22 protein-coding genes and 1 pseudogene are annotated in these 24,045 nt (G+C 61.6%); 13 read left to right on the top strand and 10 right to left on the bottom strand.

All coding sequences use genetic code 11. The features are described 5' to 3' along the window. Position 1 precedes the first annotated feature (1 nt). The 5 genes from CQ13_RS37545 to xoxF5 all read right to left on the bottom strand — a co-directional run bounded on the left by CQ13_RS37545 (position 2) and on the right by xoxF5 (position 5,824). A complete protein-coding gene (locus CQ13_RS37545; RefSeq protein WP_057847780.1) occupies positions 2-1,195 on the bottom strand; it encodes a fumarylacetoacetate hydrolase family protein in 1,194 nt (397 codons plus the stop codon). Between the two features lie 441 nt (positions 1,196-1,636). Further along, complete coding sequence (gene gfa, locus CQ13_RS37540; RefSeq protein ID WP_057847779.1) at positions 1,637-2,206, bottom strand: S-(hydroxymethyl)glutathione synthase; 570 nt, start codon at positions 2,204-2,206, stop codon at positions 1,637-1,639. Positions 2,207-2,240: 34 nt separating this feature from the next. Next, positions 2,241-3,347 carry an S-(hydroxymethyl)glutathione dehydrogenase/class III alcohol dehydrogenase gene (locus CQ13_RS37535; protein WP_057847853.1) on the bottom strand — a complete coding sequence of 369 codons (1,107 nt, stop codon included), beginning with the start codon at positions 3,345-3,347 and terminating at the stop codon, positions 2,241-2,243. Positions 3,348-3,443: 96 nt separating this feature from the next. Beyond that, positions 3,444-3,905 carry a c-type cytochrome, methanol metabolism-related gene (locus tag CQ13_RS37530; protein WP_245309598.1) on the bottom strand — a complete coding sequence of 154 codons (462 nt, stop codon included), beginning with the start codon at positions 3,903-3,905 and terminating at the stop codon, positions 3,444-3,446. A gap of 116 nt (positions 3,906-4,021) precedes the next feature. Continuing rightward, the gene (xoxF5, locus tag CQ13_RS37525) at positions 4,022-5,824 is read right to left on the bottom strand and encodes a lanthanide-dependent methanol dehydrogenase XoxF5 (protein WP_057847778.1); all 1,803 of its coding nucleotides are present in this window, start codon (positions 5,822-5,824) and stop codon (positions 4,022-4,024) included. A 413-nt stretch (positions 5,825-6,237) separates the two neighbouring features. Between xoxF5 and CQ13_RS37520 the strand changes: the two genes are divergently transcribed. After that, positions 6,238-7,206, top strand: a complete 969-nt coding sequence (locus tag CQ13_RS37520; RefSeq protein ID WP_057847777.1) for a helix-turn-helix domain-containing protein — start codon at positions 6,238-6,240, stop codon at positions 7,204-7,206. Positions 7,207-7,284: 78 nt separating this feature from the next. On the opposite strand, the gene CQ13_RS37515 is transcribed toward CQ13_RS37520, so the two are convergent. Beyond that, positions 7,285-9,723, bottom strand: coding sequence for a TonB-dependent receptor (locus CQ13_RS37515; protein ID WP_057847776.1), 2,439 nt, complete (start codon positions 9,721-9,723; stop codon positions 7,285-7,287). Between the two features lie 161 nt (positions 9,724-9,884). Next, positions 9,885-11,234, bottom strand: coding sequence for a histidine kinase (locus CQ13_RS37510; RefSeq protein WP_057847775.1), 1,350 nt, complete (start codon positions 11,232-11,234; stop codon positions 9,885-9,887). A 185-nt stretch (positions 11,235-11,419) separates the two neighbouring features. Here CQ13_RS37510 and CQ13_RS37505 point away from each other — a divergent pair, with 185 nt between their 5' ends. The 7 genes from CQ13_RS37505 (at position 11,420) to CQ13_RS37475 (ending at position 17,473) form a co-directional block, all read left to right on the top strand. Then, entirely contained in the window at positions 11,420-12,076 is a 657-nt protein-coding gene (locus tag CQ13_RS37505; RefSeq protein ID WP_057847774.1) for a response regulator transcription factor, read from the top strand. Further along, a complete protein-coding gene (gene fghA, locus CQ13_RS37500; protein ID WP_057847773.1) occupies positions 12,073-12,918 on the top strand; it encodes an S-formylglutathione hydrolase in 846 nt (281 codons plus the stop codon). Before CQ13_RS37505 ends, fghA begins: the two co-directional genes overlap by 4 nt. A gap of 113 nt (positions 12,919-13,031) precedes the next feature. Continuing rightward, positions 13,032-14,213 carry an ABC transporter substrate-binding protein gene (locus tag CQ13_RS37495; protein WP_057847851.1) on the top strand — a complete coding sequence of 394 codons (1,182 nt, stop codon included), beginning with the start codon at positions 13,032-13,034 and terminating at the stop codon, positions 14,211-14,213. Continuing rightward, a complete protein-coding gene (locus CQ13_RS37490) occupies positions 14,198-15,202 on the top strand; it encodes a YVTN family beta-propeller repeat protein (protein WP_057847772.1) in 1,005 nt (334 codons plus the stop codon). The genes CQ13_RS37495 and CQ13_RS37490 overlap by 16 nt, the downstream gene beginning before the upstream one ends. Next, positions 15,199-16,020 carry an ABC transporter ATP-binding protein gene (locus CQ13_RS37485; protein ID WP_082637881.1) on the top strand — a complete coding sequence of 274 codons (822 nt, stop codon included), beginning with the start codon at positions 15,199-15,201 and terminating at the stop codon, positions 16,018-16,020. The genes CQ13_RS37490 and CQ13_RS37485 overlap by 4 nt, the downstream gene beginning before the upstream one ends. Then, positions 16,017-16,865 carry an ABC transporter permease gene (locus CQ13_RS37480; protein WP_057847771.1) on the top strand — a complete coding sequence of 283 codons (849 nt, stop codon included), beginning with the start codon at positions 16,017-16,019 and terminating at the stop codon, positions 16,863-16,865. Before CQ13_RS37485 ends, CQ13_RS37480 begins: the two co-directional genes overlap by 4 nt. Before the next feature lie 41 nt (positions 16,866-16,906). Then, on the top strand, positions 16,907-17,473 hold the full coding sequence (locus tag CQ13_RS37475) for a hypothetical protein (RefSeq protein WP_057847849.1): 567 nt from the start codon (positions 16,907-16,909) through the stop codon (positions 17,471-17,473). 3 nt (positions 17,474-17,476) lie between these two features. Here CQ13_RS37475 and CQ13_RS37470 read toward each other — a convergent pair. Further along, positions 17,477-18,050: pseudogene (locus CQ13_RS37470) on the bottom strand (PQQ-dependent catabolism-associated CXXCW motif protein). Then, positions 18,047-18,883: a substrate-binding domain-containing protein gene (locus CQ13_RS37465; protein WP_245309597.1), complete on the bottom strand. Its 837-nt coding sequence runs from the start codon at positions 18,881-18,883 to the stop codon at positions 18,047-18,049. Before CQ13_RS37465 ends, CQ13_RS37470 begins: the two are co-directional and overlap by 4 nt. Before the next feature lie 281 nt (positions 18,884-19,164). Between CQ13_RS37465 and CQ13_RS37460 the strand changes: the two genes are divergently transcribed. Next, entirely contained in the window at positions 19,165-20,091 is a 927-nt protein-coding gene (locus CQ13_RS37460) for a quinoprotein relay system zinc metallohydrolase 2 (RefSeq protein ID WP_057847769.1), read from the top strand. Between the two features lie 115 nt (positions 20,092-20,206). Further along, positions 20,207-20,965 carry a quinoprotein dehydrogenase-associated SoxYZ-like carrier gene (locus tag CQ13_RS37455; RefSeq protein ID WP_430649738.1) on the top strand — a complete coding sequence of 253 codons (759 nt, stop codon included), beginning with the start codon at positions 20,207-20,209 and terminating at the stop codon, positions 20,963-20,965. A gap of 171 nt (positions 20,966-21,136) precedes the next feature. Here the strand turns inward: CQ13_RS37455 and CQ13_RS37450 are convergent, their stop codons facing one another. Continuing rightward, positions 21,137-21,496, bottom strand: a complete 360-nt coding sequence (locus CQ13_RS37450; RefSeq protein WP_057847768.1) for a hypothetical protein — start codon at positions 21,494-21,496, stop codon at positions 21,137-21,139. Between the two features lie 86 nt (positions 21,497-21,582). Between CQ13_RS37450 and CQ13_RS37445 the strand changes: the two genes are divergently transcribed. The 3 genes from CQ13_RS37445 to CQ13_RS37435 are packed head-to-tail and all read left to right on the top strand — an operon-like array spanning position 21,583 to position 24,014. Next, positions 21,583-22,557, top strand: a complete 975-nt coding sequence (locus CQ13_RS37445) for an ABC transporter substrate-binding protein (protein ID WP_057847767.1) — start codon at positions 21,583-21,585, stop codon at positions 22,555-22,557. Between the two features lies 1 nt (position 22,558). Next, positions 22,559-23,296 (top strand): ABC transporter permease, encoded by a 738-nt coding sequence (locus tag CQ13_RS37440; protein WP_057847766.1) that lies wholly within the window; start codon positions 22,559-22,561, stop codon positions 23,294-23,296. Continuing rightward, the gene (locus tag CQ13_RS37435; protein WP_057847765.1) at positions 23,286-24,014 is read left to right on the top strand and encodes an ABC transporter ATP-binding protein; all 729 of its coding nucleotides are present in this window, start codon (positions 23,286-23,288) and stop codon (positions 24,012-24,014) included. The genes CQ13_RS37440 and CQ13_RS37435 overlap by 11 nt, the downstream gene beginning before the upstream one ends. Positions 24,015-24,045: the final 31 nt, after the last annotated feature.

The raw sequence follows: 24,045 nt of genomic DNA, 5'->3' as shown, positions 1-24,045 counted from the left end.
TCTATCTGCTATTGCTGCTTCGGCCGCCCTTACGGCGCATCAATGCGGCGAAGAGATCGGCCAAGCCGAACTGCCAGGGCTCGCAATCGCCGCTGTGACGCATCCGGTTGGTCAGCCGGCCAAGTTTCGGCGTGGCGACCGTTACCAAATCGCCTTCGACATGGGTGAATCCCTGCCCTTTCGCGGCACGATCCTGGATCGGCGCGAACATCGTGCCGAGGAACAGCGCGAAGCCATCGGGATATTGATGATTCTCGTTAATCGTCTGCCCGACGATGTCGGCCGGGTCGCGGCTGATCTGGGTCAACGAGGATGCGCCGTGCAGGACGAAGCCTTCCGGCCCCTTCACCTCCAGCGATATCTCCATACTCCGCACGTCGTCGAGCGTGAAGCTCGCGTCGAAGAACCGCACGAACGGCCCGATCGCACAGGAGGCGTTGTTGTCCTTTGCCTTGGACAGGAGCAGCGCCGAACGCCCCTCGAAGTCCCGCAAATTGACATCGTTGCCGAGCGTGGCGCCAACGATGCGCCCATCGCTCGCCACCACCAGCACGACCTCCGGCTCCGGATTATTCCAGGTCGATTTCGGATGCAGGCCCGCATCCACGCATGTACCTACCGCGGACAGCACGGGCGCCTTGGTAAACACCTCGGCGTCCGGCCCGATGCCGACCTCGAGATACTGGCTCCAGGCGTTCTGGGAAACCAGCACGTCCTTCACATGCTGCGCTTCGGCCGAACCCGGCTTCAGTTGTGACAGGTCGGTGCCGACGATCCGCGTCACCTCGGCCCGGATCGCTTCGGCCGAATCCGGATTGCCGCGCGCCCGCTCCTCGATCACCCGCTCCAGCATCGACACGGCGAACGTGACGCCGGCAGCCTTGATCACCTGCAAATCGATCGGGGCGAGCAGCCATGGCCTGGTCAGATCGCGGGTGTCGGGCGGCGTGTTGTCTAGGAGATCCTGCAGTGTGCCGACGCGCTCGCCACGCGCGGCGCGCAGCGCTCCGGCCGGATCGGCCGCGGCGGCAAGCTGGCTGGCGGTGGGGAAGTCCTCGGTGATGTCGAACACGCCGTCCTGGCGGATCGCGACCACCGACGGGCCGGCAAGATCGGGACGCCAGACGCGCCCCATCAGCGCGGCATCGGCGAAATCGTCGGGCAGAATGAAGGCGGCGTCTGTGACGATCGGCATCGTGGAAATCCTCGCGAGCATCTATGCTGTCAGCACCGTCCATAGAAGGGAACCGCTCAATGGGTCAACACCTCCCGGGGAATGTCCGTCTCCAGCATCGCCCGCCGCCATGACACGCCACCGCACCGCAGCATGCAAAATCAGACGATCGGTCAAGTGCAGCCGATTGCACGCGCCTGCACCAACCATGGCGGTACGGCGACTGCGCGAAGACTTCGAAGGCCTTCCATGTCTGGGAATTAGGCGCGGGACAGCCCGATCGCTGAAGACTGGAGGCCGGCGGGCGTGCTCACCTCTCGGCCCAACGGAAAGGCATGGGACCGCCTCGCCGTACTCTTAGAGCGGGGTTGCGCTGACGGGGACCGCCATCAGCGCAACTTTGGTATCGCGCGAACTCACGGCTGGCGCCTGCTCCAAGCCGCCTTGTTCAAGCCGCCTTGTTCACGCCGCCTTGGCCTTGGACTTGGCCACGTGGCTTGAGATCGCATCCATCAAGGGCGGCGACAGGCAATCATACGGCTCCAGTCCGAGTTCCTTCAGCCGGGTCCTGATGCCATCCATCTCATTCGGCTGAACACCGGACTCCAGCACGGACGACACGAACGCGGCAAACCCAGGAGCTGCCCATCCGCCTTCCTGGAACAGTTCGGGATGGATGAAGTCGAGCCCGTAGAACGGATGCCCCGTGTTCTCGATCCGGCCATACATATGCGTACCGCAGGCCTTGCAAGCATAACGCTGAATTGCCGCCGCCTGGTCGACGATCTGCAGCTTGTCGCCGTTCTCGACTACTTTCACATTGTCGCGCGGGACGACGGCGACGACGGAGAAGGTCGCCCCTTCGGGCTTCCAGCATTTGGTACAGCCGCAGGCGTGGTTGTGGGCCACGTCGCCCTTGATGGCGACCTTGACCGGCCTGTCCGCGCATTTGCAAACCAGGGTGCCACCGGCGAAGTTGCCAGTGCCCTGCTTTACGCCGCTGTCAATCGATGGGTGGATATGAACAGTCATAGGCCTATCCTCCTTGTGCTTGAAGTTCCCCGATTCAGAATACGACAACCGAACGGATCGACTTGCCTTCGTGCATGAGGTCGAAACCCTTGTTGATCTCCTCCAGCTTGAGGACGTGGGTGATCATCGGATCGATCTCGATCTTCCCGTTCATGTACCAGTCGACGATTTTCGGCACATCCGTGCGGCCGCGCGCGCCGCCAAAGGCCGTGCCCTTCCAGACACGGCCGGTCACGAGCTGGAATGGCCGGGTGGCGATCTCCTTGCCGGACTCAGCGACCCCGATCACGACCGAAACGCCCCAGCCGCGATGGCACGCTTCGAGCGCCTGCCGCATCACGGTGGTGTTTCCGGTGCAGTCGAAGGTGTAGTCGGCTCCGCCGTCGGTGAGCCCTACCAGATGCTGGACGATATCGCTGACCTTGGTCGGGTTGACGAAATGTGTCATGCCGAAACGGCGGCCCCAATCCTCCTTGGAATCATTGATGTCGACGCCGACGATCTTGTCGGCGCCCACCATCTTCGCGCCCTGGATGACGTTGAGGCCGATGCCGCCGAGACCGAAAACGACGACGTTGGCGCCCGGTGTCACCTTGGCGGTATTGACCACGGCGCCAACGCCCGTCGTCACCCCGCAACCGATGTAGCAGCTCTTGTCGAAGGGCGCGTCCTCGCGGATCTTTGCCACCGCGATTTCCGGCAGCACGGTAAAGTTCGAAAACGTCGAGCAGCCCATGTAGTGGAAGATCGGCTTGCCCTGATAGCTGAAGCGCGAGGTGCCGTCCGGCATCACGCCCTTCCCCTGCGTTGCGCGAATGGCAGTACAAAGATTGGTCTTGCCGCTCAGGCAGCTTTTGCACTGGCGACATTCCGGCGTGTAGAGCGGAATCACGTGATCGCCGGCCTTGACCGACGTTACGCCTGGCCCGACTTCGCGGACGATGCCCGCGCCCTCATGACCGAGTATCGAAGGAAAGATTCCTTCGCTGTCGAATCCATCAAGCGTGTAAGCGTCGGTATGACAGATTCCAGTTGCCTTGATCTCGACGAGAACCTCGCCAGCTTTTGGGCCCTCAAGATCAACCTCAACGATTTCAAGAGGCTTTTTGGCTTCGAACGCGACAGCGGCGCGGGTCTTCATCTTAAGCTCCACATTGCTTTTATCTTAGGCTCCACATTTGCTTTTCAAATCGCTGCATGGACGTACCAGGACGTGAACCTCGCACGTTCGGCATGATCACTTGCTTCCCATGCAGGACTTTTCTGTCTCGGTGTACGCCTCGGGCTTGTCTTCCTTCTTGGCAGGACGAACGCGCCCGACGGCGTCATGGGCGCGGGCACGCAGATACACATAAAGGTCGTCCATGTAGCAGGCGACATTGGGGTTGTCGCCGAGGGCTGGCATGACGGAGTTGCCGCTCTTGCGGCCGCTCGCGACGACCGAGACGAAGTCGCCATAGCTCATCGTCTTCAGCGATTCCTGTAACGCTGGCGCATAGGTCGATCCCATCCCGTCGGGGCCATGGCAGACGTGGCATTCGGAATGATAGCGACGGTATCCGGAGTAGGTGTACCAATCGACCGTGCCATCGGCTCCGACTTTGTAGGTCGGGTTTCCTTCCTTGTCGAAATACTTACCGTCCTCGGTCTTGACCGCGGCAGCATCATCCGCAGCGAAGGCAATCGTTCCCGGCGCCACCAACGTGAGAGCGGCCGCAATCAACCAGATTTTACGCAAGAGCTCATCCTCGATATCAGATGCAGGCCACAACCGGCGCGTGGAGCGAGCCACGCGCCGGACGAGGTGGTCCTGCTTTACTGCGGCAGCGCGAACACGGTGAGCGTGCCGCCAAGTGCGGTATAGTTGCTCAACGCGGCATAGCCACCGACGGCACCGAGGCCCGCAGTCGGATCGGTCAGACCTGCGGCAAGGCCGATACCCGCCCAGCCACCGACGCCGGACAGCACGGCCACATACTGCCTGCCGCCCTGCTCATAGGTGTTGACGTTACCGATGATACCGGACGGGGTCTTGAACTTGTAGAGCTCCTTGCCCGTCTTGGCATCGACCGCCTTGAGGTAACCTTCGAGCGTTCCGTAGAACACCACGCCGCCGGCGGTAGCGAGCGCACCTGACCACACCGAGAACGGCTCCTTGTTCGACCAGACGATCTTGCCCTTGTTGTCCCAGGCGATGAAGTTGCCCATATGGCTTTCGCCTTGGGGCGGATACATCGAGAGCGTCGCGCCGACGTAAGGCTGACCCGCGGTGTAGCTCACCTTGAACGGCTCATAGTCCATGCAGACGTGGTTGGTCGGAACATAGAACAGTTGCGTATCGGGCGAGTAGGCTGCCGGCTGCTGGTCCTTGGTGCCGAGCGCGGCCGGGCAGATACCCTTGACGTTTACGTCCTCACCCGCCTTGTCCGTCGAGTACTGGTCCACCACCTTCGGTCGACCGTAGGTAGGCGAGTTCTTGTTCATGTCGACGCCGGTGGTCCAGTTAACCTTCGGGTCGTACTTCTCGGCCACCAGCAGTTCACCGCTTTCGCGATCCATCGTATAGGCGAGCCCGTTGCGGTCGAAGTGGGTCAGCAGCTTGCGAGGCTGGCCATTGAACGGCTGATCGGTAAGGATCATTTCGTTGACGCCGTCATAGTCCCATTCGTCGTGAGGCGTCATCTGATAGACCCACTTGGCCATTCCGTCGTCGGCATTGCGCGCGAAGATGGTCATCGACCACTTGTTGTCGCCCGGACGCTGCTTCGGATTCCAGGTCGAGGGATTTCCCGAGCCGTAGTAGACGAGGTTCAGGCTGGGATCATAGGACAGCCAGCCCCATGTGCAGCCGCCACCGATCTTCCACTGGTCGCCCTGCCAGGTTTTGAGGCTCGAGTCCTTGCCGACCGGCTTGCCGAGCTCGGTGGTCTTCACGGGATCCACCTTGATCATATCGTCCGGCCCTTCCGAGTAGGCGCGCCAGACCTGCTTGCCGCTCTTGAGGTCGTAAGCCGTGACGTGGCAATGCACGCCGAACTCGCCTCCCGAGATACCGATCAGAACCTTGTCCTTGACGACCAGCGGCGAAGAAGTGCCCGTCTCGCCCTTGGCGGGGTCGCCGTTCTTTGTGGTCCACTCCACCTTGCCGGTCTTGGCATCGAGGGCGACCAGGGTGGTGTCGGCCTGATGCAGGAAGATCTTGCCGTCGCCATAGGCTACGCCGCGATTAACCGTGTCGCAGCACATCACCGGAATGACGTTCGGATCCTGCTTCGGCTCGTACTTCCAGACGATCTTGTTGTCCTGCGAAAGGTCAAGAGCATAGACCTTGTTCGGGAACGGCGTATGGACGTACATCATGTTGCCGATGACGAGCGGGCCGCCTTCGTGGCCGCGCAGCACGCCGGTCGAGAAGGTCCAGGCGACCTGGAGTTTGCCGACGTTGGATGCGTTGATCTGATTCAGTTTGGAGTAGCGTGTGTTGGCGTAGTCGCCAGCCGGCTGCACCCAGTCCTTTGGGTTCTGCGACATCTTGATCAGTTCTTCGTTGGCGTATGCGACGCCGACAACGAATGTCGCCATAGCGCCAAGACAGGCTGCGGATAGCACCTTGCGCATAGTGGTTTCCTCCAAGATACGAGTTCTGGGTTTCCGCCGAAACGGCCCATTCTTCCATTATTGGTCCCTATTCCTATCCCGCCCGGAGATAGGAAACTTGCCCAAGAGCGAACCGCGTTTGCTCAATAGCGAACCCAACTGAATTTTTTAATTTCGCGCTGGCGCACCGTTCCGGCTCTGCCGTGATGCTGCGAAGCATCATGCCGTGGGCGTGTTCCCACGGCTTTCCCTGCGTGACTCTCGGTCTAGGTTTCCCTTGACGCCGCCGAAACTAAGTTGGAGGATTGTCAAAGGGATATTGGGAAGAATCTGCGCGCTTTCCTGACGACTGTCTAAACGGGGCCAAATGTCGCGACCATCTGACCGACGCCTCGGCGGAGGTTGTAGCCTGTTCTCAAATCGGTGGCTGGGCAATGCCTGATACGGTTCGTTCACTCAGCACTTCCGGGTTAGCGCCGAAGAAGCAGATCCAAACTTGGTCAGACGCACTGACCGATCTATGTGGCCAGTTTGATGTCGATCCGCTGGAAGGTTCCTCGCTGGAGGGGCGGATAAATTACACGACCGTCTCGCAGCTCAAACTCTGTCAGATCGAGGCGAGCCAGCATCGTATCGCGCATACGATCTCAGGCACAAAGCTGAGCGAACATCCCTACGTCAAAATACTGTTCCAGACCTACGGCATCTCGCATTTCGAACAGAACGGCCGCCGCATCGATATCATGCCTGGCGATTGTCTTGCCTATGATGTCTCATGTCCGCACACGATCGTGAGCCCCTCATTGACCCGGCACGAGGTCGTGATCGTCCCGAAGGAGCTGCTTCACGAGCGCGGCTTCCGCACGGCGAAGATGTTGCCTTGCAAGCTCTCCGCGCGCAACGGCACCGGCCGCATCGCCTACGACTTCGTGCACACCGCGTTTGACGAAGCAAAGAGACTGTCGCCTCACAACGCCATCGGCGTCGCCGATTCGCTCATCGATCTCTTGCTGTTACCGCTGCGCGAGGCCGACACGATGTTCGATCGCGTCGGTCCCGAAGCAATGTACATTCGCGCGCAAGCCTTCATCCGCGAGCATTTGCGCGACCCGGATCTTTGCATCGACCAGATATCCGCGGCATTGGGCTGCACCAAGCGCTATCTGCACATGCTGTTCAGCGACAAGGGCATGACCGTCAGCGATTACATCTGGCGGGCGAGACTGCTGCACTGCCGGCAGGAGCTGGAGACCCAGCACGGAAAGACGATCACCGATGTCGCGTTTTCGTGGGGCTTTTCGAGTTCGTCGCACTTCAGCCGCGTGTTCCGGAAGCATTTTGGCTTCGTTCCGTCCGCGATCCACAAGGCGCACTGCGTCGATCCGTCGCCGGATGTTTCCTGACGAGAACATCCCGGTGGCGCGGCAAGCTGAACACTCTGCCGCGCATCATCGCTGAGCCCCTTTACGCCTCCCCCTGCTCTAGAAAGTTGCCTTCAGGCCCGCGTAAAAGGCGCGCGGCCGCGCCGGACTGACCGAGCGGGCGTCGATAAAGTCCGCACCACCATTGGCGAAGTTGGGGATGTCATCTTTTTCGAAGAACGTCCCGTAAACCGCATAGCGGTGGTCCAAGATGTTGTCGACGCGGGCATAGAGCTGGAACGTCTTGTTGATCTGATACGAGGCGTGCACGTTGAAAACGGAATACCCTGGCAGCCGCGCTGCCTGATTGGATTCATCGCCGACAAAATACTGGCTGCCGACGAACAATGCATCGCCACCGACCTTGAAGGCGTCCGTGACCGAATAGTCGATGCCAACCTTGACCCGGTTGCGGGGTATCGCCGGAATGCGATTGCCCGGCAGAACCTGAATATTCCCGTCAGCATCGGCGAACGGGCTGTTGGAGGTGAGCGTCAGAGGGTCGAGGAAGCGCGCATCCACGAGGGCATAGCTGGCATAAAGTTGCAGCGTCTTCGACGTCAGACTGACCTGGGCCTCGATGCCCTGGCGCCGCGTCCGGCCTACGTTCTGGAAATATCCAAATCCCTGCAACTCCGGGCTCGGGATCGCCAGGATGTCATCGGCATTGGTCGCGCGGAACGCGCCGACTTTCCACCCGAGCGTTCCAATATTCAGCTCCTGCGTTCCGCGGAAACCAGCCTCTATGGTGCGGGAGACGACCTGTTTCAGCGGCGGGTCCGCGATCAGGAATGCCGCAGCAATACAGGGGCGCGCAGGGTCGGCGCATGCGAGTTCCAACGGCGTCGGCGCGCGATTAGCTTCGGAGTATCCCGCGTAGGCCGTCAAGCCCGGCGTGATCTTGTAGGTGCCGCCGATCATCGGATTGAAGCGACTGAACGTGTGATTGCCGTTGAGGTCGGTGCCAATCTGATCCTGAAGGACGATGTTTGCATAGTTGAACCGGCCGCCGCCCGAGATAGAGAACGCGTCCGTCACGTCGAATGTGTCGAGCGCATAGAGGCCGGTGTACCGGTTGGTGGCGCGAAGCGAGACCGGGCCTATGGATACAGGCTCACCAGACCGCCCGAGAAATATGCCGCTGCCGCTGACGACGTAGTTTGAGCCGATCGTGCCCAGTTCCGCGCTGGCGCCGAAGCGGGTGACTCCGGAGTCGAAACTGGCGCCAATCATGAACTGGTTGTTATGTCCGAACAACTGGTCGGTGTTGGTTGCCTGAAGGGTCGCGCCAGTCGTCGTCGAACGGGTTGTTGTCCGGTCGATCTGCCCCAACACCGCCGTGTCAGGGAACGGATTTGCGAGTTGGACGCCGTTAAGGCCATTTGCTGGCACGTCATCGTCGTTGAAGCAAAGCAGCCCCGGATCGGCGGCACACGGCTCCGTCTCGGTCGGGTTTCCGTCCACCGTCTTCTGCCGGAATGCCCGGACGCGCGCCGAGCCTTCGATCGTCCAGGTCGGCGTCACCTCGACCTTTCCGGTCAGATTGGCGTAGGCAACGCGGTTGTCGTGGGCTTGCGGCGTCGTATAGGTCGCCCCCCAATATCTCTGGAGCAGTTCGACCGGAACAGCCGCCGCCGCGCCGAAATTGTTCTTGGCGACGCCCACGTTGAGGTGAAACTCGCTGCTGTCGGTCCGGTATCCGACGTCGCCGTAAAACCGGCGAATCGCCGACTCCGAAAAGTTGCGATAGCCATTGTCACGCACGCCTTCGAGCGCGCCATAGACGGAAAAATTGTCGATCTGCTTGCCATACTGTGCCGAGCTCTGGATCCGTCCGAAAGATCCACCCATTGTATTGATTTCAGCGCCTTGATAATTGAAGCCATCCTTCATCAGTACGTTGACGGCTCCGCCAAGCGCGTTGAGGCCGAATGCGGGGTTGTTGGTTACGACGGTGACCGATCGGATTGCGGCGGTCGGGATCAAATCCCAATGGACTGTGTCGCCGAACGCTTCATTGATGCGCATCCCGTTCTGGTAAACCGCAAGCCCCTGAGGCGTACCGGAGACCGGAGATGCCACGAAACCTCGAAATTGTACGTCAGGCATAAATGGATTTCCGGTCGTATCACTGGTAATGATACCCGGCACCCGTTGCTGTAACGCATCCGCGATGTTCAGCGAGTCGGTGCGCGCGATTTGCCCGGCGCCTACGGCGTTGATCGCTGCCGGCACCTTGTCGACATCCGTTCCCAAGCCGGCCATCGGCGTGGGCGCGGTCGGGTAGATAAAAACCCTGCGCACATTTCGGGTAGCTCGAGGTGCCGCACTGCCGCGGGTTGGTCTGGCTGCCGGTCGTGCTGATGTCGTCGGCGGGGCGACTACCTCGATGGCGGGCAAGACCTCGCTCTCGCCAGATACGGTTTGGGCCTCGGCACGGTCGATCCGGGGAACCAGGCACAGTGAGATTGTCCCGATCACCAGTACGCGTACGCCCATGTCCCCACCCCACTACATTCCGGCGCATTGGCAATGCCGGTTCGATGCAGATGATACTAGTGAGAAGACATCGGCACGCGCTAGCCGCAAAAGGTCGGGCTTCCTAAATGTCCTCCTTCCCGAAGAAACCGGGAAAAATTCCCGCCCATCGCTTCGCCGCCTCAGTGCGCCCCGTGGGGAACGACCGCCTCTACCGTGAGGCCCCCATTGCCGGAGACCACATTCAGTGTCCCGCCCAGCGCCAGTATTCTCTCGCGCATGCCGATCAAGCCGAAACCGAGCTTGTGATCCGGCGCCAAGCCGCGGCCGTTGTCGCTGACGCGCACCAAGGCGCAGGCGCGACTTCCATGCATTCCTGCAGCCTGTTCCACCGTGACGCTGACGGCGGTCGCGTCGGCGTGGCGGAAGGCATTCGTCAGGGCTTCCTGGACGATGCGGTAAACCGTCAAGTCCGTGACTTCTCCAGTCTCGTCCGGCGCGTCCGCAATGTTCGCGTCGATGGTTACATCGGGACGGGATTCACGCCACAAACGCAAGAGCACACCGAGCGCCTCGCGCAGTCCAAGCTCTGCAAGCCCAACGGGCCTCAGCTTTTCCAGTATCCTGCGATTGAATTGCTGGAGTGCGTTGATCTGCTCCATGATTGCGGTGCCATGCTTGCGTAACGCATCCGCGCTCGGCGCGCGCCCGTCCTCCGCTAGCCGCATCAGGGCGCCGGCGTGAGCACGCAGCGTAAAGAGATAGGGCCCAAACTCATCATGCAGCTCGCGCGCAATCTCCTTGCGCTCCATATCCTGCAGCGAGACCGTGCGCTCGGCGAGCCGCCGCTTGTCCTCGACAGCTTCGCCAAGGGCGCCCGCGAGGTGGTTCAGCTTGGCACAGATCGCCGCCAATTCAGGCGTGCCGCCGGGCTCGACGCGTGATCCATAGTGCCCGGCCTCGATGTTTGCCATGGTCTGCGAAAGCGCCTGCAGCGGCGCCAGTGCGCGGCCAACCACGACTATCGTCACCAGAAAGAGCGCGATGGCGAGGGCGGAACTAACCGCTAGCTGGGTGACGATTCCGTCCCAGATTTCGGCCATTTCGTCGTTCGGATGCGAGGTGATCAGGAGCGACTGCGGCTTTCCGTGGATCGTGATCGGTACGCTTACAGTGGTCGTTTCGGGATGCACGAGCGCGATAAACCAGGCCGGCGGCGATCGTTCGTCGCCGCCATCGCCCGAGCGCTCGGCCACGGTTGCATCGCCCTGCCGCGTGATACTGACGTGCCGGAGCCTGCTGAGGTCGTGGACGATCTGGTTCAGCCGCGCCTCCGGATCTGTCGCCTCGTTCAGGCTGGGAACGATCGTCTCCACGAATTCGCGCGCCAGCCGGATGACACTTTGATCCTCGGCCCGGACACGGGGCGCGGCCTCCACCACCAACCGCGTGATATTGATGGCCAAACCGAGCGTGAGCCCTAGCGCCAGCAGCAAATTGATCCGCCCACGCAACGATAATTTCTGCCACATGAGGTTTGCCCCAATCGCGTCGCAATCAGTTCCTCGTCGAGAGGACCGTTGACAGTCGAAAAACCGACGATCAGATTGAAGCCTACAGCAATCGTGTCGGCGTTGCATGACCGGCTCGCGCCGATGTCGATGCAGCTTGACGCGATGCAGCAACGCGAGCGAAGCAGCTATCGGGGATCGATGCCATGCGAGTACTGATCGTCGACGATCATCCCATCGTGGCTTCGGGCTGCCGCACTGTGTTTGCCGACGAACCGGAGGTCGTGCTGCTGGAGGCCGCCGACGCGGAGAGCGGCGAACGCGTATTCATCACTGAGCGCCCCGACATCTGCGTGATCGATATCAACCTTCCGACCGTCTCGGGGTTTGAATTGGCGCGGCGCATTCTTGCGCGCACTGGATCGGCACGAATCATCATGTTCAGCATGAACGACGATCCCGTCTTCGCCGCGCGCGCCATCGAAATCGGCGCCAAGGGCTACGTCGCGAAGACAGGCGATCCGCAGGATTTGGTCGAGGCCATCCGTGAAGTGGGCAAGGGCGGGGTCTATCTGCCCTCCGCAATTGCGCGAAGCATCGCATTCGCCGGACCCGTTTTCGCTCGCAGCCCGCTTGCAAAACTGACTTCGCGGGAGATGGAGATCCTGCGCCTGCTCAGCGCGGGCAAGAGTCTTTCCGAGATCGCATGGCTGGTTCATTCCTCGTACAAAACCGTTGCCAATACGTCCTCGATCATGCGCCAAAAGCTCGGCGTGCGAACTTCCGCCGAACTGGTCCGGCTGGCAATCGAAAGTGGCATTGGCATAAGCGTGCCGCACGGTGCCGGAGTAGCAAGGCCATGAGTATGCAGACAGTTTCACTGAACAAGTCATATGGCGGAACGCAAGGCGTCTACCGGCACGCTAGCAGCGAAACGCGGACCGACATGACGTTCTCGGTGTATGTGCCCCCGCACGCCGCCGGCACCAGGCTGCCGGTGGTATGGTATCTCTCAGGCCTGACCTGCACCCACGCCAACGTGACGGAAAAGGGCGAATTCCGCAGCGCCTGCGCCGAACTCGGCCTGATCTTCGTTGCGCCCGACACCAGTCCGCGCGGCGAAGGGGTGCCGGGCGATCCCGCCAATGCCTACGATTTCGGGCTTGGCGCCGGCTTCTATGTCAATGCGACGCAGGAGCCGTTCGCCCGCAATTACCGCATGTGGAGCTATGTCACGGAGGAACTGCCAAAACTGGTCGCCGAAAACTTCCCTGTTGATGCAACCCGGCAATCCATTCTTGGCCATTCCATGGGCGGCCACGGCGCGCTGACGGTCGCGCTGCGCCATCCCGGCCGCTACCGCGCTGCCAGCGCCTTTGCGCCGATTGTCGCTCCCTCGCAGGTGCCATGGGGCATCAAGGCGCTCGGCGGCTATCTCGGCAGCGACCGGCAAGCATGGCGCAAGCACGACGCGGTAGCCCTGATCGAGGACGGCGCCAGATTACCCGATCTGCTGGTCGACTATGGCGATGCCGACCAGTTTCTGACCGAACAGCTCCGCCCGGAACTGCTGCAAGGAACCTGCGAGAGAGCCAAGATCCCCCTTACCTTGCGCCGGCAGCCCGGCTATGACCACAGCTACTACTTCATCTCGACGTTCATGGCTGATCATCTGCGTTGGCACGCCGCGCGCCTGAAGGGCTGACACGTCGCGAAGCCGGCGCGCAACAGAATTGAGTTGCAAGCCAAGACAATTCGGTCATGGTTCGAGCCAAAGGTCTTCCATATCAAGTCGAGAAGACCTGCCAGGGAGAAGCCATGATCCGATGCTTGGTCGCTGCGATCGGCTTGAGCATTGCAGCTACCTCCGTGCTCGCTGCCGCCCCTATCGAGATCGGCGTCGGCTATCTTGGCCGCGCCGGCATCAAGGCGAAATTGTCCCTCGTCGAACTGCCAGCGGAGAACGACGGGCTTGCCGGCGCACGCCTCGCCATCGAGGACAACAACACCACGGGCAAGTTCCTCAATCAGCGCTTCACGCTGGAAGAGGTTCGGCTCAAGGATGAGGAGGACGTCGCGAAGGCGGCGGCGGCGCTTGCCGAGCGCGCCGGCTTCATCATTGCCGACCTTCCGGCAGACGACCTGCTGAAGGTCGCCAATGCGCTTCGCGAGCGTGGGACGTTGCTATTGAACGCCGGAGCAATCGACGATCGCCTGCGCGAGCAGGATTGCCGCGCCAACGTGATCCACGTCGCGCCGACGCGCTCGATGCTTGCGGATGCGCTCGCGCAATATCTGGTGTGGAAGCAATGGAAGCGCTGGTTGCTCGTGGTCGGCTCGCATGATCAGGACAAGCTCTACGCCGACGCACTGCGGCGCGCGGCCAAGCGTTTTGGCGCCAAGATCGTTCAGGAGCGAACCTTTGAAGATACCGGGGGCGCGCGCCACACAGACAGTGGCGTCACCCTGATCCAGCGGCAAATTCCGGTATTCACCCAGCAAGCACCGGCCTATGACGTCCTCGTGGCAGCCGACGAAAGCGAGGTGTTCGCGTCCTACCTGCCCTACCGCACCTGGGATCCGCGCCCGGTTGCCGGCTCGGCGGGGCTCATTCCGACCAGTTGGCACGCCGCGCAAGATCAGTGGGGCGCTATCCAGATTCAGAACCGATTTGCCAAACTGAACTCGCGACACATGAGCGCATTGGACATGCAGGCCTGGACGGCGGCACGCATGATCGGTGAAGCTGCGTCGCGCACAAAGTCCGGCGACCCAAAGGCCGTGTCGGATTTTCTTAAAGGCAAGGACTTTTCCGTTGCTGCGTTCAAAGGTCGGCGGTTGACGCTGCGGGACTGGAATTTGCAGCTTCGCCAGCCGATCCTTTTGGTCGACGGACGCATGGTGGTCTCGGTTTCGCCGCAAGAGGGATTCCTGCACCAGGTATCGGAGCTCGACACGCTTGGCGCTGATCGACCGGAAACCAAATGCAAGTTGAATTGAAGGAGGATGGATTGCGCATCTGGCGTTATTGCCTGTTTTCCGGAATGGCTGTCTGGCTCGCGGCGGCGACGCCCGCATCGGCCTTCATCGCCTATGTGTCCAACGAGAAGAGCAACACCGTATCGGTAATCGATACGAACAGTTGGACCGTCACCAAGACCATCAAGGTCGGCCAGCGGCCACGCGGCATCGAATTCACCAGGGACGGCAAATTCGTATTCGTCGCGGTCGGCGACGACGACAGCATTCAAGTCATCGACGTTGCGAAGCAGGAGGTCGTCGATTCCCTGCCCTCCGGCCCGGACCCCGAGCTGTTCGCCCTCGATGCCGACGGCAAGATTCTCTATGTCGCCAATGAGAACGACAATACGGTGACCATCATCGACGTCGAGAAGCGCGCCCGTCTCGGCGAGATCCAGGTCGGCGTAGAGCCGGAGGGCATGGCGATCAGCCCGGACGGCAAAATCCTGATCAATACGTCCGAGACGACCAACATGGCGCATTTCATCGACACCACGACGCGCGAGATCGTCGCCAACGTTCTGGTCGATGCGCGCCCGCGCTACGCCGAGTTCAAACGTGACAATTCCGAGGTGTGGGTGTCGTCGGAGATCGGCGGTACTGTTTCAGTGATCGACCCGGCCAAGCGGGAGGTGACGAAGAAGATTTCATTCGAAATTCCCGGCCTGCGAAGCGAAGCCATCCAGCCGGTCGGCATCGGCATGACCAAGGACGGCAAGACCGCTTTCGTCGCACTCGGCCCGGCCAATCGCGTCGCCGTCGTCGATGCCGTTAGCCACAAGGTCACCAAGTATCTGCTGGTGGGCCAGCGTGTCTGGCACATGGCATTCACGCCCGACGAGAAATATCTGCTGACCACCAATGGCGTATCGAACGACGTCTCGGTGATCGATGTCGCCGCGCAAAAGGTCATCAAGACGATCCAGGTCGGCGAACTGCCCTGGGGTATGACGATTGCACAACCATGACGGCCACTGACGCCTTTTCCGCCGGTCAGAGCACGCAAGGTTTCCATCCCCAGTCCGATGCCGTGGCGACGCCTGCGCTGTCGATCGAAGGCGTCAGCCATGCCTATGGCACCCGGCGCGCGCTGATCGACATCGCCTTTTCCGTCGCCCCGGCAAGTTTCACCGCGTTGCTCGGCCTGAACGGCGCCGGCAAGAGCACCCTGTTCTCGCTGGTCACACGGCTGTTCGGAATCCAGCACGGACGTATCGGGATTTTCGGCCATGACGTCGCGCAGGCGCCCGGCGAAGCCTTGCGGCTGCTCGGCGTGGTGTTTCAGCCCCGCACGCTCGATCTCGACCTCTCGGTGACGCAGAATCTGCTTTATCACGCCGCCTTGCACGGCATCGGCAGACGCGATGCCCGCGCGCGCAGCGCTGAGGTGCTGGCGCGCATCGGCCTAGCCGACCGCGCCGGCAGCAAGGTGCGCGATCTCTCCGGCGGCCAGATGCGACGATTGGAAATCGCGCGGGCGCTGTTACATCGCCCGCGCCTGCTCCTGCTTGACGAGGCAACCGTCGGCCTCGACGTCAAGGCGCGCGCCGACATCCTCAACCACGTTCGGCAGCTCGTTGCCGAACAGGGAATAAGCGTGCTGTGGGCGACGCATTTGTTCGATGAGATCGGTTCGAACGACGATCTCGTCGTGCTGCATCAGGGCCGCGTATTGGCCCAAGGCAAGGTGGCGCGGGTGATCGCGGATGCCGGCGGTAGCGACATCAACACGGCGTTCATGCGGTTGACCGGCTCCACCGCTCAGAGCGGGAGTTCAACGTCATGACATCGGCAGCCATGACGCCAATCCAGCGTGGCTTCTCGCTGGCCGAATATCTCACCTGCCTGAACGGCATCGTGTGGCGCGAGGCGCTTCGCTTCCTGCACCAGCGCGAACGCTTCATCTCGGCGCTGGTGCGGCCCCTGGTGTGGCTGTTCATCTTCGCCGCCGGCTTCCGTCAGGTGCTCGGCCTCTCCATCATCCCCCCATATGAGACCTACATTCTTTACGAGGTCTATATCGCGCCCGGGCTGATGGCGATGATCCAGCTCTTCAACGGCATGCAGTCCTCGCTCTCCATGGTTTACGACCGAGAAATGGGCAACATGCGGACCTTGCTGGTGAGCCCGCTGCCGCGATGGTTCCTCTTGTCCTGTAAGCTTCTGGCGGGAACCGCCGTCTCGCTGCTTCAGGTCTATGCCTTCCTGCTGATCGCCTGGTTCTGGGATATCGCAGCGCCCCCGACCGGCTATCTTACGGTGCTGCCGGCGCTGGTCCTCTCAGGCCTGATGCTCGGCGCGTTGGGCATGCTGATCTCGTCCGGCATCAAACAGCTCGAGAACTTTGCGGGCGTGATGAACTTTGTCATCTTTCCGATGTTCTTTGCTTCCTCGGCGCTTTATCCGCTATGGCGCATCCTGGAGAGCAGCCCGATGCTCTACTATGTCTGCCTGTTCAATCCGTTCACGCATGCGGTGGAGTTGATACGTTTTGCGCTGTATGGGCAAATGAATTGGATCGCGCTTGCGGTCGTCGGAGGCTGCACGATCGCCTTCATGATCGGCGCCATCCTCGCCTACGATCCATCGCGTGGCCTGATCCGCCGGGGTCCGGCCGGAGGCGAGACATGAAATGCCCGATCGCGATCTCCGTATTCCTTGCCGTTGCGGCCATGAGCGGGCACGGCCACGCCGCCGATCCGCGCTATCCGGACTGGCCGTGCACGCAGGCCAAGGTACCCGAGATATCCGTCGCCGCGGTGTGGGCAGGCCCGCCACTCGACGACGTCTCCGGCAAGTGGAAGGACGATGCCAAGGTCAGCGCGCTGGTCGCGAAGCTCGCGGCAAGGCGGACCCCGCTCGAGGAGGCGCAAAAGGCAATCACGGAGTATCTGAACAGTGCAGCCGACAAGACCGCTAGCGGGAAACTGCTGTTTGCCGGCCTGTTCGAATCTCTCAATGCCCAACGCTCCCAGGTTATGAACGGTTTGGAGCGCGTCACCCGCAAACAGCGCGAAGCGGCAGATAAAATCCGCACGGACACGCTGGCCTTGCAGGCGCTGCAAGGCGAAACCCCACCCAACCAGGCGAAGATCGACGAGCTCAGCAATCAACTCGTCTGGCAAACGCGCATCTTCGAAGACCGGCGGAACGTCATCAAGTTCGTCTGCGAGGTGCCGACGACGATCGACCAGCGGCTGTTTGCCCTCGCACGAACGATTCAGCAGGAGATCGAATAGTCGCTAACGCGGCGATGCGGTCTCCTCGCGCGTTCGCGGCTCCGGTTGCGACTCTGCCAGCGCCAGACCGGCCCGCTCCCAGCCGTCGGTCCCGTCCGGATACCACGCCACGTTGGAATAGCCAGGTGAGGATGCGCTTGGCCGCGTTCCAGGACATCCAGCAATCGGCAAGACAGTAGACCACCACCAGTGCAGCATTGTTGCCTGCCGTCGCGCGGACAAGCCCGCGCCGCAGATAGGCTTCCGTTGCGGCCGCGAGCTTTCCGTAGCCGGTGTCCGGCAGCCACACGCTGCCGGGAATGTTGACCCGCGGCTGATCGCGCCAGATGGTGCCTTCGGGAAGATTTTGCGGCTTCGGCACGCGAGGCATCACATCGATGAATGCGCCGGCCTTGGCGCGCCAGATCGCCTCGGCCTCTGCGGTGGTCAGCACGCGTACACCGGCAAGGGTCGCGGGAACCGGCGCACGGTAATCTTCCATGCGATACCCGTCGGGCTCGGGAGGCCTCTCCTGCGCGAAGGTCGAGACGATGAATGGGAATGTCGCAAGGATCAGGCCTGCGAGCGCTTCTCTCATGGGGCTTTGGTTGCCGTCCCCGCACCGATCGGCCGGTCATTCTCGTCGAGCAAGGGAACGCCGAAGTCCAGCAGTATCTTGTTGACGGCCGGCTGGTTCTCCTGGATCAGGCCATTGAGCTGCCGCTTCCAGTTCTGGTCGGCGGCACGTACTCCCATGCCGATACGGTACGCCAATCGAGGGCCTGACTTTTCCTTCACGAGGGGCGTGACGTGGAGCGGCGGGTCCGCCTTCTTCGCATAGTAGCCCGCCATCGGCCCCCAGAGAATCCCGGCGTCGATCTTACCGGACGTCAGGTCGGCTATCATGGCCTCTGCAGATGAATCCAAGCGGGTATCGACCATCAACTGATACGGTTTGGCATTCGCCATCAGGCCGTTGACCGCCATATTCGTGGCAGGCGGTGTTCCGGCCACGATGCCAATATGCTTGCCCTTGAGACGCTCGTCTTCCAGCGTGGTCACTTCATCGAGGCCGCTGCCCTTCTTGACGACCAGCGCGTAGGCGGTGCGGTAATACGGATTGGTGCCCTGGACCACGTCATCTCCCTGTGGGAAACCCATGATGACATCGCAACGATGGGCGCCAAGCGTCATCCGGACGAAGCCCGTCGCCTGGGGGAAGTACATGTAGTCCAGTTTCTTGTGCAGCTTCTCGGCGAACAGTTCGGCGAGCTTGTTCTCGAATCCCTCGCCCTTGTCGTTCGAAAACGGCAAATTGTGCGGATCGGCACAGACGCGCAGCACCTTGGGATCGACGAGCTCAATCGACAGATCGCCGCCTTCCTTGATCTGCGCGCGCGCAACATCGCGCCCGAAAAACGCCGCGAGCATCACCAAGGTTGAAATCGCCAGCCAGCGCTTCTGTCTGGCACATGTCATCGAAAGCTGCAGCACTTCCGGCTCGCTATTGTTGCCAACTCGCAAAAGATATCGGCAACCTCGACGAATGAAGTTCCGTTGAAGCCGCAGACAAGCAAAATGCTATGCTTGTCAATTGGGGCGCGCAACAGGAATAATCCCGGCGAACTCGCCGCCCGTGCTGCGACGCAAACGCAGCCGCGATGCAACGTTGAACTGCCGGCTGCGCTTCGTGGAGAGACGAAGGCCGAATTATGGCTTATCCCGCATGGATCCTTGCCGCGCTCGCGATGATCGCGACGATCACAGCTTCTTTCGCGCAGCAACAGGAGCTGCCCGTCAACTCCATTGCGGATGGCGTATTCGTACACAACGGACAAACCGCGCAGATGACGCGCGAGAACGCAGGCGCGATCGCCAATGTCGGTTTCATCATCGGCGAGGACGCGGTCGCCGTCATCGATACGGGCGGCAGCCTTCGCGAGGGACGGCAATTGCTGGCAGCCATTCGCGCCCGGACCGACAAGCCGATCCGCTACGTCATCAATACGCACGGCCACCCCGACCACATCTTCGGTAACGGCGCTTTCCTGCAGGAGGGAACGACGTTTGTCGGCCACGCGAACCTGCCCCGCGCGCTGGCGGCGCGCGGTCAATTCTATCTCGACGCATTTCGCCGCACGATGGGTGATCAATTGATCGACGAAATACGCATCGTGCCGCCGACGCTGCTCGTCAGCGGCACGTTCCAGCTCGATCTCGGCGGGCGAAACCTCGTCCTGCGGGCGTGGCCTGCCGCGCACAGCGATTGCGATCTCACGGTGCTAGATGACAAGACCGGAACCCTGTTCGCGGGCGACCTCGTGTTCTTGGCCCACACGCCGGTGCTGGACGGCAGCATCCGCGGCTGGCTGTCCGTCATCGGCGAGCTCGCCACCTTGCCTGCCGAGCGCGTGGTTCCCGGTCACGGTCCCGTGAGCAGATGGCCGGCCGCCCTCGCCGACCAACGTCGTTATCTCGAAACGCTGGCCTCGGATGTACGCGGGCTCATCGCCCGCGGCGAACCGATAGGGGCAGCGGCGGGTACTGCAGCAAGCTCCGAGCGATCCCGGTGGGAATTGTTCGACGACTTCAACGCCCGCAACGCAACCGCAGCATTCTCGGAAATTGAATGGGAATAGCATGCGCATTGCCCTATATTGCGTCGTTGCTTCCATCCGCGCGAAGGCCGTGACCATGTCCGGATATCTGTTCCGCCTCTTCGGCGTCGTTGGTTTGCTACTCTGCGGCGCACCGATGGCGCTCGCGGCAGAGGCAAATGACCTCTGGGCTGGCCTGGTGCAGGACATCTTCAACAATCGTCCGATGAACGATGGCAGCGACGTGATCGGCATCGAAATGCCGTCGCGTGCCGAGGATGCCGCGATCGTCCCGGTGACCTTGCGAACGAAACTTGCGGCCGGCGATAGCCGACAGGTGCGGAGCATTACGCTGGTCATCGACCAGAATCCCGCGCCGATGGCGGCGAAGTTCCAGCTTGGGCCGAACGCCAACGTCTCGGAAATCTCCACCCGCGTCCGCGTCAACAATTACACCGATGTCCACGCGGTCGCCGAACTCAGCGACGGCAAACTTTACATGACCAAAACCTATGTGAAGGCCTCCGGCGGCTGTTCGGCGCCTGCCGCCAAAAACGCCGACGAGGCCAAGGCCAGGCTCGGCCAGATGCGCTATCGGCAGTTCGCGAAGACCGGCGAAGGCCCGGCCAGTGGCGCGCGCGAGGCCCAGATCATGATCGGCCACCCGAACAATTCCGGCTTGCAGATGGACCAGGTCACGCACCTGTATGTCCCGGCCTTCTTCATCAACGAACTGCGGCTCTGGCAGGACGACAGCCTGGTGTTGACGATGGAAGGCGGCATTTCCATTTCAGAGGACCCCAATATCAGATTCACCTACGTCTCCAATGGCGCGAAACGTTTCCGCGCCGAGGCAAAAGATACCGAGGGGCACGTCTTCCAGCGCGAATGGAAGGTGGATGATTCGGGGACTTGATACCGACTATCAGGCGTGAGCCGTTTCTCTCGGGCTCCGGACGCAGCGCAGCACGGAGTGATGCGCTGGAGAGCCGGGCCAAATCACCAGCTCTGTCGCGCTGCACCGCGTCCGGGAGACGGATGCTACTCTGCCCCTGGACGCTTCTCCGAAGCGGCGGCCGCATCGCATTCAGAAGCAGCGGACCTCCGCTTCGGCCTGGGCTCGCCTAAGCTCGTTGAGTGCGCTTGCCGCCTGCTCCGACGTGCGGAACGGGCCGCCCAGATCGCTCCGGACCTGCGACATGCTGAGCACGGTTTCGGCCGTGACATAGCGCTCATAGGGCACGAGCGAAGCGATAACATCGATCGAACAGGAGCATTGCTCGATCGCTTGCCGCGTCTCGCCATTCGCTTTCAAACAGCCAAACGCGTATTCAACACGCGCTGATGTCGGATAATCATTGATGTCCTGGGCGTGCGCGACCACCGCAATCGTCATCAGCGCTGTCAACGTGGCGACAATACGTCGTACCCATCCGACAAGCGTCATACTCTTCCTCCCGCTGTTAACTGTGGAAGCTATGCTATGACTGGCCAGCTGAAAAGCAGACGTTCAAGGATACGGCTCAAGGCACCATGACGCATTTTGTTCGCACACTGGTTGCTACGATTGTCTTGGTCTCGCTCGGCACGTGCTGCAGCGCCGAGGCCTTACGCGTTGCGGTGCAGAAGACCGGAACATTCGCCTGGGAACTTGCAGTGATCCGCGCGCACGGCCTCGACAAGCAGGCCAACCTTTCGGTCCAGGTTCTCGAACTGGCGAGCCCCGAGGCGGGCAAGATTGCGCTTCGCGCCGGGAATGCCGACATTGTGGTGACCGACTGGCTTTGGGTGTCGCGCGAACGCGGGCTTGGCGCCAAGCTGACATTCTATCCCTATTCGAGCGCGCTCGGCGCCGTGATGGTCCCTGCCTCATCACCGATCCAGACCTTGGCCGATCTCAAGGGCCGCAAGCTCGCCGTCGCGGGCGGACCGATCGACAAGAACTGGCTGCTGCTTTTGGCATGGTTGAAACAGGGCGGCATCGACCTGAAGTCGGACGCGACAATCGCTTACGGCGCGCCGCCGCTGCTGGCAGCCAAGACGCTCAGCGGCGAAATGGATGCGACCGTGAACTACTGGAATTTCTGTGCGGCACTGGAAGCAAAAGGCTTCCGCCGCATCGCCGGCATCGAGGACCTGCTGCCGAAACTAGGCGCCAAAGGCCGCTCCGCGATGCTCGGCTACGTCTTCGACGACAAATGGGCGAACACAAACCGGGACAAAATTGCCCGCTTCATCGCCATGACCCGCGCGGCAAAGGAGATTCTGTCGACCTCGGATGCGGAGTGGGAGAAAATTGCACCGCTGACCGGCGCTCCAGACGCCGCAACGTTGCGCGCCTATCGTGATCGCTATCGAGAGGGAATTCCGCGTCGTCCGATCGCCGACGAAGAAGCCGACGCACGCATTCTCTACCGCGTGCTGGCTGAAATCGGCGGTCATGAACTTGTCGGGCCAGCGCCTGAACTGGATGCCGGAACATTCTATCACGCGATCCCGGGAGATTGAGGTGGCACGCCTGCTGTCGTTCGCCATGTTCGTCGCGATCTGGTGGATCGCTTCGCTGTTTGCCGGTGACGCGAAGCTGCCACCTCCACCCACCGTGCTCACGGCCATGATCGCGGAAGCAAGGTCGGGCAACCTGTTCTTCCATCTCGGCGCGACATTGGCGCGCGTTACGCTCGCCTTCACGCTGGCGATGGCGCTGGGCACGGCTATCGGATATCTGATGGGCCGGGTGCGGCTTGCCGATCGGCTTGGCGACCCCTGGCTGATCCTGCTGCTCAATCTGCCGGCGCTCGTGGCCATTGTGCTCGCCTACATCTGGGCCGGATTGACTGAAGTCGCTGCAATTGCGGCAATCGCCATCAACAAACTCCCGACCGCCGTCGTGACGCTACGTGAGGGCGCGCGTGCCCTCGACGCGGCGCTCGACGAAATGGCGACGGTGTTCGCGTTGCCCCGCTGGAGCAGGTTTCGACACGTCATTTTACCGCAACTTTCGCCCTACATCGCGGCCGCGGCACGATCAGGACTTTCCCTGGTCTGGAAGATCGTACTTGTTGCGGAATTGCTTGGACGTCCAAACGGCGTTGGTTTCGAGATTGGCGTGGCGTTCCAGCTGTTCGACATTCCTTTGTTGCTTGCCTACTCGCTGAGCTTCGCCGCGGTCGTGCTCCTTATTGAAACCTTGCTGGTGCAGCCGTTTGAGGCCCGGTCATCCCGGTGGCGTCCCCGTGCGGCTTGAGGTCGAAATCGCCAGCAAGACGTTCAAGAGCGCGGCGGGCGAACAGCACGACGTGATCGCCGGCGTCGCCTTTGCGCTTAATGCAGGAGAGGTTGGTGTATTGGTCGGCCCATCCGGTTGCGGCAAGAGCACGATGCTTCGGATCCTCGCCGGCCTCGACCCCGATTTTCAAGGGCGGGTGTCGCGACCCGCCGGCGCGCGGATCGGCTTCGTATTCCAGGAGCCGCGGCTGTTGCCGTGGCGGTCGGTCGAGGAGAATGTGCGACTTGCCGCGCCTCTTGCCGATGAACCGAAGCTTTCAGCACTCTTCGAAATTCTGGAGCTGAAGGCACATCGCAACCATTTTCCCGGCGAGTTATCGCTCGGCCTCGCGCGGCGCGTGGCGCTTGCCCGCGCCTTCGCCGTTGAGCCGGAATTCCTTATTCTCGACGAACCGCTCGCCTCGCTAGACGCCGCCCTTGCGAGCCGCCTGCGCGATGAGATCGCCATGTTGATAGACGGTCGCTCCGTGATGACGCTGCTGGTCACGCATGATGTAGACGACGCGGTTCGTCTCGGCGATCGCGTGATCCTGCTGTCGCCGCGCCCGGCCCGGGTTCTCGCGGACCTGCCTATCCGCACGCCGCGAGGCGCGCGCGGAGAGGTCGAGATCGCCGCAATCAAATCGGAAATCATGCGGCGGATCGATGGCTGTCCCACCAAGCAGGGTGGGTCATAGGCAGTGCCCTGGGCCGGTGCTAGGATGCGTG

Source organism: Bradyrhizobium retamae, from assembly GCF_001440415.1.
GTDB classification, from domain to species: domain Bacteria; phylum Pseudomonadota; class Alphaproteobacteria; order Rhizobiales; family Xanthobacteraceae; genus Bradyrhizobium; species Bradyrhizobium retamae.
Note: the sequence above shows the minus strand (reverse complement) of the source record. Positions and strands in the feature narration are given on the sequence as shown.

Coding starts and splice junctions, on each gene's coding strand:
- CQ13_RS37545 (WP_057847780.1), bottom strand. CDS start 1,195: ATGCCGATCGTCACAGACGCCGCCTTCATTCTGCCCGACGATTTCGCC.
- gfa (WP_057847779.1), bottom strand. CDS start 2,206: ATGACTGTTCATATCCACCCATCGATTGACAGCGGCGTAAAGCAGGGC.
- CQ13_RS37535 (WP_057847853.1), bottom strand. CDS start 3,347: ATGAAGACCCGCGCCGCTGTCGCGTTCGAAGCCAAAAAGCCTCTTGAA.
- xoxF5 (WP_057847778.1), bottom strand. CDS start 5,824: ATGCGCAAGGTGCTATCCGCAGCCTGTCTTGGCGCTATGGCGACATTC.
- CQ13_RS37520 (WP_057847777.1), top strand. CDS start 6,238: ATGCCTGATACGGTTCGTTCACTCAGCACTTCCGGGTTAGCGCCGAAG.
- CQ13_RS37515 (WP_057847776.1), bottom strand. CDS start 9,723: ATGGGCGTACGCGTACTGGTGATCGGGACAATCTCACTGTGCCTGGTT.
- CQ13_RS37510 (WP_057847775.1), bottom strand. CDS start 11,234: ATGTGGCAGAAATTATCGTTGCGTGGGCGGATCAATTTGCTGCTGGCG.
- CQ13_RS37505 (WP_057847774.1), top strand. CDS start 11,420: ATGCGAGTACTGATCGTCGACGATCATCCCATCGTGGCTTCGGGCTGC.
- fghA (WP_057847773.1), top strand. CDS start 12,073: ATGAGTATGCAGACAGTTTCACTGAACAAGTCATATGGCGGAACGCAA.
- CQ13_RS37495 (WP_057847851.1), top strand. CDS start 13,032: ATGATCCGATGCTTGGTCGCTGCGATCGGCTTGAGCATTGCAGCTACC.
- CQ13_RS37490 (WP_057847772.1), top strand. CDS start 14,198: ATGCAAGTTGAATTGAAGGAGGATGGATTGCGCATCTGGCGTTATTGC.
- CQ13_RS37485 (WP_082637881.1), top strand. CDS start 15,199: ATGACGGCCACTGACGCCTTTTCCGCCGGTCAGAGCACGCAAGGTTTC.
- CQ13_RS37480 (WP_057847771.1), top strand. CDS start 16,017: ATGACATCGGCAGCCATGACGCCAATCCAGCGTGGCTTCTCGCTGGCC.
- CQ13_RS37475 (WP_057847849.1), top strand. CDS start 16,907: ATGAGCGGGCACGGCCACGCCGCCGATCCGCGCTATCCGGACTGGCCG.
- CQ13_RS37465 (WP_245309597.1), bottom strand. CDS start 18,883: ATGCTCGCGGCGTTTTTCGGGCGCGATGTTGCGCGCGCGCAGATCAAG.
- CQ13_RS37460 (WP_057847769.1), top strand. CDS start 19,165: ATGGCTTATCCCGCATGGATCCTTGCCGCGCTCGCGATGATCGCGACG.
- CQ13_RS37455 (WP_430649738.1), top strand. CDS start 20,207: ATGGCGCTCGCGGCAGAGGCAAATGACCTCTGGGCTGGCCTGGTGCAG.
- CQ13_RS37450 (WP_057847768.1), bottom strand. CDS start 21,496: ATGACGCTTGTCGGATGGGTACGACGTATTGTCGCCACGTTGACAGCG.
- CQ13_RS37445 (WP_057847767.1), top strand. CDS start 21,583: ATGACGCATTTTGTTCGCACACTGGTTGCTACGATTGTCTTGGTCTCG.